The organism is Xanthomonas sp. WCS2018Noco2-27 (genome assembly GCF_031843525.1).
Classification (GTDB): domain Bacteria; phylum Pseudomonadota; class Gammaproteobacteria; order Xanthomonadales; family Xanthomonadaceae; genus Xanthomonas.
In genome coordinates this window covers 145,812-159,733 of sequence record NZ_JAVTIK010000011.1, presented here as the reverse complement: position 1 = coordinate 159,733, position 13,922 = coordinate 145,812, and the positions used below count along the sequence as shown (strand labels likewise).

The following is a 13,922-nucleotide window of genomic DNA, read 5'->3' as shown; positions in this document are numbered from 1 at the left end:
TCAGCCCAGCAAGGTCGGTTGACGCGTCGCGCAGTGCGCCACGCAGTGCTGGATCTGTTCGAAATTCTCCAGCCCGTACCAGAACACCTTCCACTTTTCCTGCTTGATGCAGCCGTCGGATTCGGCGTAATAGAAAATGTTGACCTGGTTGTTGTGACGCGAGCGCCAGAACAGCTGCGGGGTCTCTTCGCGCATCACATTCCACACCGCACGGCCCAGGCCTTCGCCTTGCGCATCGTCGAGCACGGCGAACTTGTCCAGATAGGTCAGCCGGCCTGCGCCGAACTGGCCTTCGTCGGTGAGAATCACCGCAGCGCGATAGTTCTCGCTGACGTAAGCGCGCAGCAGCGTGGTGTTGGCGAAATAATCCGGCACCAATGTGCGCCCGAAGCTGGATTCGATCAGCGACGTCAACCGCGGCAGATCCAGCTCATCCCAGGAGGTCGCGCGCAGCACGCGCTCGCCACGCCGCACCAGCGTGCCAGAGCCCTTATGGGTGAACAGTTCCTTGGCCAGGTCCGCCGGACGGGTGATCGACACCGACGATTCCAGCGGCAGGCGATCGAGCAGATCCTTGATCTGTTCGATCTTCACGCGCATGCCGCCATTGATCCACGGCTGCTGCATCAGGTGATCGTATTCGGTGGACAGGTTGATCGAATCGATCAGCTTGCCATCGGCATCCAGCAGCCCGCCGGTGCCGGTGAGGAAGATGATCTTGTACGGCTGCAGTTCCTGCACCAGTTCGTTGGCGGCGAAGTCCGCATTGATGTTGAGGATCTGCCCGCTCGGGGTTTCGCCCAGGCTGGTGATCACCGGGATCGAACCGGCCTGCAGGCTGGCCTCGATCGGCGCCAGATTCACCGCCTTGACCTCACCGACCAGGCCGTAGGTGTCGCGGTCCAGATACTCCGCTTCGAATACGCCGCCGGTGATCGAGGTGGCACGGGCACCGTTCTGCTGCAGCGCTTCCACCAGCTTGAGATTGGACGCCTGGAACACCTTGCGCACGATCGCCAGCGCTTGCGGCGAGGTCACCCGCAAGCCGTTGACGGTCTGCTTTTCGATGCCCGCCGCAGACAGCTCGGCATCCAGCTGCGGGCCGGCGCCATGCAGCACAATCGGGGTCAGCCCCACTTCCTGCAGGAACGACAACGACGACGTCAGCGCGTCCAGGTCGTCGCGCAGCACTGCGCCGCCGACCTTGACCACCGCAAAGCGCTTGGCGTCCAGCTGCGAAAAACGCTTGAGGTACTGGCTGATTTCCTTGGCGCTGGCCATGCTCGAAAGCAGGCGCACGATGGTCTGGCGGGTCTGTTTGTGGGGCTGTGCGGAGAGGGACATTGCCGTGATCGAAAGAGGAGAAGGATGCGCCAGGCGCAGGAATCGGCGTCAGTGCGCGCCGTTGATGATGCGATTGACCGATTCGGCGTAACGCTGCAACTGCTCCAGCGTCACGAATTCGTCGGCGGTGTGCGCCTGGGCGATGTCGCCCGGACCATAGACCAGCGCGGTATAGCCGCCGGCCGAAAACAGCGAGGCTTCGGTCCAGAAGTCCACCGCGTTGCCGATCGGCAGATCCAGCGCATCGGCCACATCGCGCGCGGCCAGGCGGCGTTCTTCGGCGCGCGCAATGTCGCCCGACGGCAAGCTCGGCCCACGAAAGGTTTCTTCGAAGTGCGCTGCCGCAGGATCGGCAAAGCCGGCAAAAGTGGCCAGCAAGCCGTCCACGTCCATCGACGGCAACGGACGAAAGCCGAAGCGCAGCTCGGCGGCCGGCGCGATCATGTTGGCCTTGATGCCACCATCGACGCGGCCGATATTGAAGCGCAAGCCGGTCAAACCGCCGAAGCGTGCATGCGCCAACGACTCGACATGGTCCAGTGCCTTGCCGCCCCACCGCATTGTCTGGTGCAACGCGCTTGCAGACGGATCCTGCTTGCCCGATGCATGCCCGGCACGGCCGGCAAAGCGCATCAACACCGAACTGATGCCGCGATGCGCCAGCACCGCTTCGCTCATGGTCGGCTCGGCCACCAGCACCGCCTCGTATGGCAACCCACGCGCCAGAAATGCAGCGATGCAACGCGGGTCGTTGGCTTCTTCGTCGCTGGAAAACAGGAACGCCGCATCGCCATCACCGGCATTGGCCGCAGCCACCAACGCCGCCGCCGCGCCCTTGATGTCGCACACACCCAGACCGATCACCCGGTCCTCGGTGCGCCGCATCACGTGCGGGTCGGCGCTCCAATGCGGCGAATCCGGCACCGTGTCCAGATGCACGTTGAACAGATACGTTGGCGTGCCGCGCACCGCGTACAGGCTCACCGCACCGGCGCCGTGATCGATCACTTCGATCTGGAAACCGGGCAGCTGCGCGCGCAGGTAATCGAAGATGCCGCCCTCGGCAGCGATCGCCCGCGGCGGATTGCGGGTGTCGAAGGACACCAGTGCCTGTAGATGCGTCAGTGTGTTGTCGAGCAGTGTGGTCATTGATCGCGTCTTGATTGCGTCCGGCAGCGTATGGTTGGTCTTTCTAAGCCCATCTAGCCCTTCCCCCGCCTGCGGGGGAAGGTGCCCGACAGGGCGGATGGGGGCGTGCGTCAGGCCGCCCTCATCCGGCGCTCTGCGCCACCTTCTCCCGCACGCGGGAGAAGGAAGATGCGGGTTGCCGACGCGGCGGTCGCCTCAGCGGTTGACTTGCGCGTACAGCGTGGAGCTCATGCCGAACAGCTTGATGAAGCCTTCCGCCTCTTCCACGCCCCAATCGGCCGACTGCGCGTAGGTCGCGCCCTTGGTGTTGAGCAGGTGCGGCGAACGCACCGCCACCGCATCGACGCGGCCGCCGCGGGTTTCCAGCGTCACTTCGCCGTTGACCTTGGACTGCGAAGACTTCAAAAACGCTTCGATATCGGTCTTGAGCGGGTCGTGATAGAAGCCTTCGTACACCAGCTCCACCCACTTGCGCGCCACGTCCGGCTTGAAGCGGTTCTGCTGCTTGGTCAGCACCGCATCTTCCAGCGCACGGTGCGCGGTGAGCAGCGAAATCAGGCCCGGCGCTTCGAACACGATGCGGCCCTTCAAGCCGATCACGGTGTCGCCGGTGTAGACGCCACGGCCCACGCCGTACTGCGCGAACAAAGTGTTGAGCTTGGCCAGGATCTTGGCACCCGGCAGCGGCTTGCCATCCAGTTCCACCGCTTCGCCTTCGACGAACTTCAAGGTCACCGTCAATGCTTCGGTCGGCCACGCACTGCGCGGCGCGCACCAGCCCCGTGCCCCCTCGCCCGGCGCTTCCCAACGGTCGATCTCGCCGCCGGACATGGTCAGGCCCAGCAGGTTCTCGTTGATGGTGTAAGCCTGCTGCTTGGCACGCACGCCGAAGCCGCGCGCTTCCAGATACTTCTGCTCATAGGCACGGGTCTGGGTGTGTTCTTTCTGAATTTCGCGGATCGGCGCGACGATCTGGTAATCGCCCAACGCCTTCACCGCCAGGTCGAAACGCACCTGGTCGTTGCCCATGCCGGTGCAGCCGTGCGCAATGATGCGCGTGCCCAGCTCTTCGGCGCGCTTGAGCGCGGCATCGACGATCAGATAGCGGTCGGACACCAGCAACGGGTACTGGCCCTGGTAGCCCTCGCCTGCCCATACGAACGGCTTGACGAAGCCTTCCCAGATCGCCGGGCCACCATCGACGGTGACATGGCTGGCTGCACCGAGCTCGGCGGCACGCTTCTCGATAAAGTCGCGCTCGTCGGCATCCACACCGCCGGTATCGGCAAACACCGTGTGCACCGCATAGCCGCGCTCTTGCAGATACGGAATGCAGAAGCTGGTGTCCAGACCACCGGAGAACGCCAGGACGATGTCCTTGGTACCGGGAGTGGAGAGTGGGGATTCGGGATTGGTGGAAGCGGTCTGCTGCGACATGGGGGCTCTCTGTGGAAGTTGACTAAGTTGGGTCGGGAGCGGAGTTCGCCGTTGCGAATCCCCAATCCCCAATCACGAATCCCGGCTGCCCTGGCCTACCAGGGCAGCCATGATCGCCTTCTGCACATGCAGGCGGTTTTCCGCCTCGTCGATGGCGATGCAGTTGGGCGAATCCATCACCGCGTCGGTGGCCTTGACGTTGCGACGCAGCGGCAGGCAGTGCGAGAACACGCCGTTGTTGGTCAGCGCCATCTTGGCTTCGTCGACGATGAAGTGCTGGTACTGGTCGCGGATCGGCTTTTCCGGCTCCCAGTTGCCGAAGAACGGCAGCGCACCCCAGCTCTTGGCGTAGACGACATCGGCGCCGCTGTAGGCGCTTGCGATGTCGTGGCTCACCTGCAGCGAGCCGCCGCTTTCGGCCACGTTCTGCGCCGCCCAGTCCATGTAACGCTGATCCAGGATGTAGTCCGGCGTCGGGCACAGCAGGGTCACGTCCATGCCCATGCGCGTGGCAATCGTCAACGCGGAATTGGCCACCGCGGTGTTGAGCGGCTTGGGGTGATAGGTCCAGGTCAGCACGTACTTTTTGCCGCGCAGATCCTGCGTGCCGAAGTGTTCCTGCAATGCCATCGCGTGCGCCAGCTCCTGGCACGGGTGAGTGATGGTCTCCATGTTGATCACCGGCACCGGCGAATACTTGGCGAAGCTCTTCAGCACCTGATCTTCGCGGTCCTTGGACCAGTCGACGAACTTGGGAAACGCGCGCACGCCGATCAGATCGACATAGCGGCCCAGCACGCGCGCCACTTCGGCAATGTGCTCCTCGGTGTCGCCGTCCATCACCGTGCCCAGGTTGAACTCGATCGGCCAGGCATCCTTGCCCGGCTGCAACACCACCGCATGCCCGCCCAGCTGAAACGCACCCAGCTCGAAGCTGGTCCGCGTGCGCATGGACGGGTTGAAAAACACCAGCGCGATCGACTTGCCCTTCAGCTCGCTTCCCAGCTTGTTGCGTTTGAACAACGCGGCCTGGGTCAACAGCGCGTCCAGTTCGGCGCGGCTCCAGTCCTGGGTGTTCAAGAAGTGCTTCAGTGACATCGATCGATCCTTTGCTGCGTGCTTCTGCTGCGTGGTCCGCCAGGAGCGACGGGGTGCGCGACATGCGCGTTTCTTGCGGTTGAAACTTTTGTGACGCCAGAACGAAAAAACCCAGCCGGTGGGCTGGGTTTTCAGAACGGACAGCAAAACGCCCCGGTTACCCAGCGAAAATGTGGGATTCCGGTCGGCGGGCACGCGAGGTCATGCCGGAGGCCATCCGGGCCGCGCTGGTGTCGTGCTGAAAGGGGATTGCTTGCATAGGGCGCGAATCCTCGCATGCATGCGGGTACGGCGCAACCGCCATGCCCCTCAGCGCGGCGGCGCGACGATGGCGTCGGGAATATAGGGGGTCACCGAGACCCGGATGCGCAGCCGGTTGCCCGGATCTTCCGGCAGCCGCGAGCGGTACTTGGTGCCCTTGTAGACGTAATCCACGTCGAAAGCGATTGGCCGACGGAACTCGCGCGGCACTTCCACTACCCGGCAATTGCGGCGGGTACTGGTCGGCGGCACTGCAGCCGGGGCGGGCTCGGGCCTGCGCGTGAACATCTCTTTGACCGAATCCACCATGCGGTTGATGCGGCCCTCGTCTTCGACCGACGCAACCGCCACCGGTGCTGCCTGTTCGGCCTCGCACTGCTCTTCGATACGGGTGGCGCGCAGCGTCTGATAGACCGGCTCGACATTGAGCACTTGCGCATAGTCCAGCTTGACGTTCTCGATCACCACGACCCGGTTCTTGGGGTCCGGCTCTGCCGCGTGCACCGAGACCGCCGGCCAGGCGAACACACACAGCAGCATGAAGAACAGAGAAGGTCGCATCAGTACCAGGAAGGCATAGCCGGGCAATACGTTAGTGTATGGAGCTTGTGATCTCCGGGGCTGAACGCAGCCCATCCGGTCGCCGGTGTCGGCATGCCGGTTCGCCATCCTGCCGCGAGGGGCTAGAATCGTGCGGTTACCCTTTTTCAGATGCCGATGAGCCTGCGCCTGCACAACAACCTGACGCGGCGGGTCGAACCGTTCGCGCCGCTCGATCCGTCCAGCCCCACTCTGTATGTGTGCGGCCCTACCGTCTACAACTACGCGCATATCGGCAACGCCCGCGGCCCGGTGGTGTTCGACGTGCTCGCCGCGCTGCTACGGCGCCGCTTTGGGGCACTGCGCTACGCGCGCAACATCACCGACGTGGACGACAAGATCAATGCCGCCGCACAGGCGCAGGGCGTCCCGATCTCCACCATCACCGACCGTTTCGCCGCGATCTATCGGCAGGACATGGCCGCACTGGGTGTCGTGCCGCCGGACATCGAACCGGAAGCCACCGCGCATATCCCGCAGATCGTGGCGATGATCGAGCAGCTGATCGCCAACGGCCATGCGTATGCCGCCGAAGGCCATGTGCTGTTTGCCGTGGCCAGTTTCGACGGCTACGGCAAGCTGTCGCGTCGCGACCCTGATGAAATGCTGGCCGGCGCGCGCGTGGACGTGGCGCCGTACAAGCGCGACCCCGGCGACTTCGTGCTGTGGAAGCCGTCCACCGACGACCTACCCGGCTGGGACTCGCCGTGGGGCCGCGGCCGCCCTGGCTGGCATATCGAATGCTCGGCCATGGCCGCCGCGCACCTGGGCCCGACCATCGACATCCATGCCGGTGGCGTAGACCTGCAGTTTCCGCATCACGAAAACGAAATCGCGCAAAGCGAGTGCGCGCATGGCGGCGCCACCTTCGCCCGCTTCTGGCTGCACAACGGCATGCTCAATTTCAGCGGCGCCAAGATGAGCAAGTCGCTGGGCAACGTCGAAACGGTGCACGATCTGATCGCCAAACATCCGCCGGAAGCGCTGCGTCTCGCGCTATTGAGCGCGCATTACCGGCAACCGCTGGATTGGTCGGATGCGTTGATCGACGATCAGGTCAAGCGGCTCGATGGCTTGTACGGGACCTTGCGAAGCCTCAGCGCGATCGAAGCGGAGCCTGTCATTCCCGAGCAGATGGAAGACGCGCTCAACGACGATCTCAATACGCCGCTGGCGCTGGCGGTGCTGGCAAAGCTTGCCAAGGATGCGAACCGGACGCTGCTGGAGTTTGCTCCGGCCGGCGGCCCAATCGATGGGCTTAGCCAAGAGAATCTTGCAGCATTGCAACGCGCCAAGGCCGAGCTGCTGGGTGCCGGAATGGCGCTGGGCTTGTTGCAGCAGGACCCGGCCGCCTGGTTCTCGCGCGGCACCGATGCCGGCGACGATGCACGCATCACCGCCCTGGTCGAAGAACGCAGCACGGCGAAGAAGGCCAAGGATTTTGCCCGTGCCGACGCCATCCGCAAGCAACTCGCCGACGAAGGCATCGTGCTGGAAGACACCCCGCAAGGCGTGCGCTGGAAGCGCAGCTGACCTCTTGCCTGCGTCCGTCAGATTTCTTCTCCCGCGCGCGGGAGAAGGTGCCCCGAAGGGGCGGATGAGGGTGCAGGCGAAGCCGCGTGTACCGCTTTTTTGAGGGCTGGACGAAGTCCGCATCGAATTCCAGCGAGGCTTCGCCCGTACCCTCACCCCAACCCCTCTCCCGGAGGGAGAGGGGCTTTGACCGAATGCCCCTAGATTTTGCGAACGATTCTGGAATTTTGATGACCACCACCCCCTTCCCGCTTGAACCCACTGCCGTCGAAGCGCAGTCCGCTATTGCCGACGAGTTTTCCTTCTTCAACGACTGGTCCGAGCGCTACCAGTACCTGATCGATCTGGGCCGCAAATTGCCCACCTTCCCCGAGCAGTGGAAGACCGAAGAACATCGCCTGCATGGGTGCCAGTCGATGGTGTGGATCGTGCCGGAAGGCAATGCCGAACGGCTGGACTTCCATGCCGTCAGCGATTCGGCCATCGTGTCCGGGCTGATCTATCTGGCGCTGCGCGTGTATTCCGGGCGGAGCGCGCAAGAAATCCTGGCCACCGAGCCGGACTACATCGCCGGCATTGGCCTGGCCAAGCACCTGTCGCCGACGCGTAGCAACGGCGTGGCCGCCATGCTGGCCTTCATTCGCGACACTGCACGCGCACAACAGTGAGCACGCCGACGCCCTCGCCCACCGACTCGCTGCGCACGCTGTTCGCCCATCCGGGCTTCGGCCTGGTGTTGCTGTACCGCGTCGCGGCAATGCTGTCGTACCAGATCGTGGCGGTCACGGTCGGTTGGCACATCTATGAGATCACGCGCAATCCGCTGTCGCTCGGGCTGATCGGCCTTGCGGAAATCCTGCCGTTCTTCTGCATTGCGCCGTTTGCCGGCTATCTGGTCGATCATCTGCCACGCAGGCGCCTGGGCATGGTCGCAGTCCTGGGGTTGGTCGCCACCGCGTTGCTGTTGATGGCGATCGCACAGGGCTGGCTGCCCATCCAAGGCGTGTGGCCGATCTATGCCGCCATCGCATTGACCGGCGCGGCGCGCTCGTTCCTGTCGCCGGTCTACAACGCCTTGTTCGCGCGTGCGTTGCCGCGCGAAGCGTTCGCACGCGGCGCCAGCATCGGCAGCGTCACCTTCCAGGCGGGCATGGTGATCGGCCCGGCACTGGGCGGCGTGCTGGTCGGCTGGGGCGGCAAGGGCCTGGCTTATGGCGTGGCCGCAGGCGTGGCATTGGTGGCGATCCTGGCGCTAGCGTTGTTGCGCGTCAGCGAGCCGGTCAACGCCGGCCCACGTGCGCCGATCTTCCGCAGCATCGCCGAAGGGGCGCAGTTCGTGCTCTCCAACCAGATCATGCTGGGCGCGATGGCGCTGGACATGTTTTCGGTGCTGCTGGGCGGCGCGGTGTCGATGTTGCCGGCCTTCATCCAGGAAATCCTGCATTACGGCCCCGAGGGACTGGGCATCCTGCGCGGTGCGCCGGCGCTGGGCTCGATCGTGGTCGGCGTGTGGCTGGCGCGGCACCCGCTGCAGCGCAATGCCGGCCGCATCCTGATGCTGTCGGTGGCCGGCTTCGGGCTGTGCACGATCGCCTTCGGCCTATCGCGGCACTTCTGGCTGTCGGCGGCGATCCTGCTGGTCTACGGCATGTGCGACGGCGTGTCGGTGGTGGTGCGGCAGACCATTCTGCAGCTCGCTACACCGGACGCGATGCGTGGCCGGGTGTCGTCGATCAACGGCATCTTCATCGGCTCGTCCAACGAGCTGGGTGCGTTCTACGACGGCGTCATGGCACGGCTGGTCGGGCTAGTGCCGGCGGTCGTCATCGGCGGCTGCGTCACCCTGGGCGTGGTGGCAACCACGGCCTGGAAGGCGCCGCGGTTGCGCAAGCTGGACTTACGCGATCTGCAATAAGCGCAGCCGGCAAGACGACTGCGCTCACTGCAACACGGGCGCAGTCGGTGCTCGGCGCTGTAGGTACACCGCGTGCACGTGGGTTCTGAGCGCGGCGGCCGAGTCCGCCTGATGACTCAGCGCGCTGCGTGTTGTCCGCCGCTTCAAGTCAAGCCTGGCGAGGCATCGGCTGTAAATGCTGCCGGTGTGCCCGCGACGGGTTGTCCAGCCGCTCCAGGCCAAGCCTGGTGAGGCATCGGCTGCAAATGCTGCCGGTGTGCCCGCGACGTGTTGTCCAGCCGCTCCAGGCCAAGCCTGGCGAGGCGCTGGTCGCAGAGGCCGCCAGTGCCCTGCACCGCTTGCGCGTACTCGCGCCGCGATGGTCGATGCAACGGGATCCACCGAATCCGCAAGGCACCGCGTCGCCTGCCCCACTGCAACGACGCGCCACGACAACGGCCCGCAGCAACCCACCGCCCACAAAAAAACCCCGCACATGGCGGGGTTTTTTATGCGAACGGAGAAAGACGATCAGTCGCCTTGCTGCTTCTGCAGATGCTCCCAACGCTCCTGGGCGTCGATGGTGCGCTCGGCAGTCAGACGCGCGTCCAGACGGTCCAGTCCGATTTCTTCACCGGTGTCCACGCAGTAGCCGTAGTCGCCGTCTTCCAGACGCTTGAGCGTGCTGTCGATCTTGGAGATCAGCTTGCGTGCACGGTCGCGCGCCCGCAGTTCCAGCGAATTCTCGGTCTCGCGCGTAGCACGCTCGGCTTCATCGCCGATGTCCCGCACTTCTTCGCGCAGGTTTTCGATGGTCTGCTTGGATTCCTCCACCATCTCGTTGCGCCAGCTCTGCAGACGCTGACGGAAGTATTCCTGCTGCAGTTTGCTCATGTACTCCTCGTCCGCCGAAGGCTTGTAGCCCTGCGGGAGGATCGGGCGACCGGTGGTCTCGTCGTTCTTGTAGTCGACCACTTTGTACTTGGTCTTGGGCGTCGGGCTGGATGACTTGGCGGTCACGGCCACTGCCACCTTGCCGACCGGACGGGTCGCGGCGGGCTTGGCGGGGGCTTCGGTTTTGGTTGGCGTTTTTGCGGAAGATTTCGAAACGGGCACGGGATTCTTAAGTGACGGGGTCGCGGGCTTTGCCGGCTTCGCAGGGACGGCCTTGGGGGCCGGTGCGGGCGCGGGCTTCTCAGCCTTGACCGGGACTGACTTGGCCGGAACCGGCTTGGTGGCCGGCTTCGGTACGGACTTGGACGCCACCGGCTTGGCAGCCGGTTTGGCGGCAGCCGGAGCTGCCTTGCTCGCCGCCGGCTTGGCAGCGGTCTTGGCGACAGGTTTCACGGGCTTGGGCGCTGCGGCCTTGGAAGCCGGCGCCGGCTTGGCAGCGGCCTTGGTCGCAGATGCCTTCTTGGCAACCGGTTGCGCAGGAGCCGGAGTCGCCTTCTTGGCGGCCGGTTTTGCAGCGGCAGGCGCCGCTGCCTTCTTCGCAGCGGGTTTGGCGGACTTCTTGGCGGCCTCTACGGCCTTTTTTGCAGGTTTTTTAGCAGCCACGAAACGCTCTTCCTTGGTTCCCCCGGGGCCCGGGAAAGCGGGCCTTTATAACGTACCCCACTGACCCCCGGCAACCACCTATTAATGCAAGTGGCATATGATTGGCAAGTGATCGGACGCCTGCTCATCGCGCTGTTGCGCTTCTACAAGCTGTTCATCAGCCCGCTGCTCGGGCCGCGCTGCCGTTTTGCGCCCAGTTGCTCGGAGTATGCGATGACCGCCATCGGCCGCTTCGGCCCGCTACGCGGGAGCTGGCTGGCTGCGCGCCGGCTCGGCCGCTGTCATCCCTTCCATCCGGGCGGCTTCGATCCGGTGCCCGACGCATCCGCGTCCGCCGCCCCTTCCCCCTCTTCTTCCTGCAGTTGCAAAGGACCTCATCCATGAGCCGAACCGTCATCATCAACGCCCGCCTGGTCAACGAAGGCAAGGAGTTCGACGCCGATCTCCTGATCGAGGGCGGTCGCATCGCCAAGATCGACAGCAAGATCACGCCTGCCGCCGGCGACACCGTGGTGGACGCGGCCGGGCGCTGGGTGCTGCCGGGCATGATCGATGACCAGGTGCACTTCCGCGAGCCGGGCCTGACCCACAAGGGCGACATCGCCACCGAATCCGGCGCCGCCGTGGCCGGCGGCCTGACCAGCTTCATGGACATGCCCAACACCAACCCGCCCACGCTGGACGCGGCCGCGCTGCAGTCCAAGTACGATGCTGCGGCCGGACGCGCCTGGGCCAACTACGGCTTCTACATGGGCGCCAGCAACGACAACCTGGCCGCGATCCAGTCGCTGGACCCCAAGACCGCGCCGGGCATCAAGGTGTTCATGGGCGCCTCCACCGGCAACATGCTGGTCGATAACCCCGAGACGCTGGACGCGATCTTCCGCGACGCGCCGACGCCGATCATCACCCATTGCGAAGACACCCCGACCATCGACGCGACGATGGCGCAGTACAAGGAAAAGTACGGCGATGCGCTGACCCCGGACATGCATCCGGACATCCGCTCGCGGCAGGCCTGCCTGAAGTCGTCGCAGCTGGCCGTGTCGCTGGCGCGCAAGCACAACACCCGTCTGCATGTGCTGCATATCTCCACCGCCGACGAGCTGGGGCTGTTCGAAGCCGGCCCGCTGGTGGACGCCGACGGCAAACTGCGCAAGCGCATCACCGCCGAGACCTGCATCCACTTCTTGCGCTTCGACCGCAGCGATTACGCGCGGCTGGGCAACCTGATCAAGTGCAACCCCGCGATCAAGGACGCCGACGACCGCCTGGCCCTGATCGAAGCGCTGGCCGAAGACGTCATCGACGTGCTCGCCACCGACCACGCCCCGCATACCTGGGAAGAGAAGCAGAAGCCCTATGTGCAGGCGCCGTCCGGGCTGCCGCTGGTGCAGTACGCGCTGGTCGCCGCGCTGGAGCTGGTGCATGAAGGCAAGCTGCCGATCACCCGTATCGTGCAGAAGTTCGCGCATGCACCGGCGCAGTTGTTCGATGTGGAAGAACGCGGCTTTCTGCGCGAAGGCTATTTCGCCGATCTGGTGATGATCGACAACACCCCATTCACTGTGAAGCGCGAGCAGGTGCTGTCCAAATGCGGCTGGTCGCCGTTCGAGGGCACCACGTTCCGCTCGCGCATTGCCGCAACCTGGGTCAACGGGCAGCAGGTGTGGGACGGCGAGCAGTTGGTCGGCAGTGCCGCTGGCCAGCGCCTGACCTTCGACCGCTGATGCGCGCAGCACTGTTTGGTGCATGGCTGGCGTTGGCGCCGGCCATGCTGAGTGCGGGCGCAGTGCAGGCGCAGGCCGCGAGCGAGGCTGGCGTGGTGTTCCCGGCCAACGCCTCGCAAGGGGCGATGGTGATCGGCAAGGTGCCTGCCGGCAGCACCGTGCAATATGCGGGGCGCACCTTGCGCGTCAGTGGCTACGGCAGCGTGGTGTTCGGCATCGGCCGCGACGCGACCGGCCCGCTGCAGGTGCAAATCACCTTGCCAGATGGCACCCAGCGCACCAGCAGCATCGCAGTGACGCCGCGCGATTGGCCAACCGAGCGCGTCAACGGCGTGCCGCCCAAGACCGTGAACCCGCCTGCGGCCATTGCCGAGCGCATCAAGCGCGAGCAGGCGCAAGTCACCGCCGCGCGCGATCGCGACGATGCACGCACGGATTTTGCGCAGCCCTTTATCTGGCCGGTGCAGGGCCGTATCAGTGGGCGCTTCGGCAATGCGCGCGTGTACAACGGCCAGCCCGGCGCCGGTCACTCTGGCATGGACATCGCCGTGCCGACCGGCACGCCGGTCAAGGCCCCGGCTGCGGGCGTGGTCACGTTTGCTGCGCCGGATCTGTATCTGACCGGTGGCACGGTCCTGCTCGATCACGGCTTCGGCATCAGCTCCAACTTTCTGCATCTGTCGCGGATCGACGTCAAAGTGGGGGATCGGGTGGAACAGGGTCAGGTGATTGCAGCGGTGGGGGCTACCGGGCGTGCGACCGGACCGCATCTGCATTGGGGGATGAATTGGTTCGATGTGCGTATCGACCCATTGTTGGTGCTTGAGCGCGGGAAGTAGCTCTGCTGGCTGTTGGAACACTGGCGCGCAGCGGCGTGGTGGCCATGCTGGCCGCCAGATATCTCTGCGGCGCGGTTCGATGTGCGTGTCGACCCACTACTGGTGCTTCAGCGCGGGAAGTAACTCCGGATGGGCGGCTTTTCCCTTCTCCCATCGGGAGAAGGTGGCGCGCAGCGCCGGATGAGGGTGCGGCAGCGGCTGGTTAACTGAGTAACCGTACCCTCATCCCAACCCCTCTCCCTAGGGGAGAGGGGCTTTCACTTACCGGCAGCGAAGCGGGCCCTCGACGAGTCCACACAAGTGTTGATTGACCGAATGCGTGGGCTGTGGCGATGCCAGCATTGCGCATCAGGCGCTCAACGCGTGCGCACTCACAGCCACTCGTGGACACCTCCCTTCTCCCTCCGGGAGAAGGTGGCGCGTAGCGCCGGATGAGGGTGCGGCGGCGGTTGGTTAACTGAGTAACCGTACCCTCACCTC

12 protein-coding genes are annotated in these 13,922 nt (G+C 64.8%); 6 read left to right on the top strand and 6 right to left on the bottom strand.

Translation table 11 applies throughout. The features are described from left to right. From RQH86_RS17150 to RQH86_RS17130, 5 genes are all read right to left on the bottom strand, one after another. A complete protein-coding gene (locus RQH86_RS17150; RefSeq protein ID WP_115513153.1) occupies positions 1-1,344 on the bottom strand; it encodes an acetylglutamate kinase in 1,344 nt (447 codons plus the stop codon). A gap of 48 nt (positions 1,345-1,392) precedes the next feature. Further along, complete coding sequence (locus RQH86_RS17145) at positions 1,393-2,493, bottom strand: acetylornithine deacetylase (protein ID WP_311238579.1); 1,101 nt, start codon at positions 2,491-2,493, stop codon at positions 1,393-1,395. 195 nt (positions 2,494-2,688) lie between these two features. Beyond that, the gene (locus tag RQH86_RS17140; RefSeq protein ID WP_311238580.1) at positions 2,689-3,930 is read right to left on the bottom strand and encodes an argininosuccinate synthase; all 1,242 of its coding nucleotides are present in this window, start codon (positions 3,928-3,930) and stop codon (positions 2,689-2,691) included. Between the two features lie 72 nt (positions 3,931-4,002). Next, a complete protein-coding gene (locus RQH86_RS17135; protein ID WP_311238581.1) occupies positions 4,003-5,028 on the bottom strand; it encodes an N-acetylornithine carbamoyltransferase in 1,026 nt (341 codons plus the stop codon). Between the two features lie 309 nt (positions 5,029-5,337). After that, on the bottom strand, positions 5,338-5,829 hold the full coding sequence (locus tag RQH86_RS17130; protein ID WP_055852058.1) for a hypothetical protein: 492 nt from the start codon (positions 5,827-5,829) through the stop codon (positions 5,338-5,340). 177 nt (positions 5,830-6,006) lie between these two features. On the opposite strand from RQH86_RS17130, the gene cysS reads away from it, so the two are divergent. The 3 genes from cysS to RQH86_RS17115 all read left to right on the top strand — a co-directional run bounded on the left by cysS (position 6,007) and on the right by RQH86_RS17115 (position 9,337). Further along, complete coding sequence (cysS, locus tag RQH86_RS17125; protein ID WP_311238582.1) at positions 6,007-7,422, top strand: cysteine--tRNA ligase; 1,416 nt, start codon at positions 6,007-6,009, stop codon at positions 7,420-7,422. Positions 7,423-7,652: 230 nt separating this feature from the next. Continuing rightward, positions 7,653-8,090 carry a SufE family protein gene (locus RQH86_RS17120; RefSeq protein ID WP_311238583.1) on the top strand — a complete coding sequence of 146 codons (438 nt, stop codon included), beginning with the start codon at positions 7,653-7,655 and terminating at the stop codon, positions 8,088-8,090. Beyond that, positions 8,087-9,337: an MFS transporter gene (locus RQH86_RS17115; RefSeq protein WP_055852050.1), complete on the top strand. Its 1,251-nt coding sequence runs from the start codon at positions 8,087-8,089 to the stop codon at positions 9,335-9,337. The genes RQH86_RS17120 and RQH86_RS17115 overlap by 4 nt, the downstream gene beginning before the upstream one ends. Before the next feature lie 510 nt (positions 9,338-9,847). Here the strand turns inward: RQH86_RS17115 and dksA are convergent. Then, positions 9,848-10,873, bottom strand: coding sequence for an RNA polymerase-binding protein DksA (dksA, locus tag RQH86_RS17110; RefSeq protein ID WP_311238584.1), 1,026 nt, complete (start codon positions 10,871-10,873; stop codon positions 9,848-9,850). A gap of 84 nt (positions 10,874-10,957) precedes the next feature. Between dksA and yidD the strand changes: the two genes are divergently transcribed. The 3 genes from yidD to RQH86_RS17095 are packed head-to-tail and all read left to right on the top strand — an operon-like array spanning position 10,958 to position 13,442. Further along, positions 10,958-11,257, top strand: coding sequence for a membrane protein insertion efficiency factor YidD (yidD, locus tag RQH86_RS17105; RefSeq protein ID WP_161963062.1), 300 nt, complete (start codon positions 10,958-10,960; stop codon positions 11,255-11,257). After that, positions 11,254-12,603: a dihydroorotase gene (locus RQH86_RS17100; protein ID WP_311238585.1), complete on the top strand. Its 1,350-nt coding sequence runs from the start codon at positions 11,254-11,256 to the stop codon at positions 12,601-12,603. The genes yidD and RQH86_RS17100 overlap by 4 nt, the downstream gene beginning before the upstream one ends. Next, on the top strand, positions 12,603-13,442 hold the full coding sequence (locus RQH86_RS17095; RefSeq protein WP_311238586.1) for a M23 family metallopeptidase: 840 nt from the start codon (positions 12,603-12,605) through the stop codon (positions 13,440-13,442). Before RQH86_RS17100 ends, RQH86_RS17095 begins: the two co-directional genes overlap by 1 nt. Positions 13,443-13,922 lie beyond the last annotated feature (480 nt).

Excerpts from the sequence above, each read along its gene's own strand:
- RQH86_RS17150 (WP_115513153.1), bottom strand. The coding sequence starts at position 1,344 with ATGTCCCTCTCCGCACAGCCCCACAAACAGACCCGCCAGACCATCGTG.
- RQH86_RS17145 (WP_311238579.1), bottom strand. The coding sequence starts at position 2,493 with ATGACCACACTGCTCGACAACACACTGACGCATCTACAGGCACTGGTG.
- RQH86_RS17140 (WP_311238580.1), bottom strand. The coding sequence starts at position 3,930 with ATGTCGCAGCAGACCGCTTCCACCAATCCCGAATCCCCACTCTCCACT.
- RQH86_RS17135 (WP_311238581.1), bottom strand. The coding sequence starts at position 5,028 with ATGTCACTGAAGCACTTCTTGAACACCCAGGACTGGAGCCGCGCCGAA.
- RQH86_RS17130 (WP_055852058.1), bottom strand. The coding sequence starts at position 5,829 with ATGCTGCTGTGTGTGTTCGCCTGGCCGGCGGTCTCGGTGCACGCGGCA.
- cysS (WP_311238582.1), top strand. The coding sequence starts at position 6,007 with ATGAGCCTGCGCCTGCACAACAACCTGACGCGGCGGGTCGAACCGTTC.
- RQH86_RS17120 (WP_311238583.1), top strand. The coding sequence starts at position 7,653 with ATGACCACCACCCCCTTCCCGCTTGAACCCACTGCCGTCGAAGCGCAG.
- yidD (WP_161963062.1), top strand. The coding sequence starts at position 10,958 with ATGCAAGTGGCATATGATTGGCAAGTGATCGGACGCCTGCTCATCGCG.
- RQH86_RS17100 (WP_311238585.1), top strand. The coding sequence starts at position 11,254 with ATGAGCCGAACCGTCATCATCAACGCCCGCCTGGTCAACGAAGGCAAG.
- RQH86_RS17095 (WP_311238586.1), top strand. The coding sequence starts at position 12,603 with ATGCGCGCAGCACTGTTTGGTGCATGGCTGGCGTTGGCGCCGGCCATG.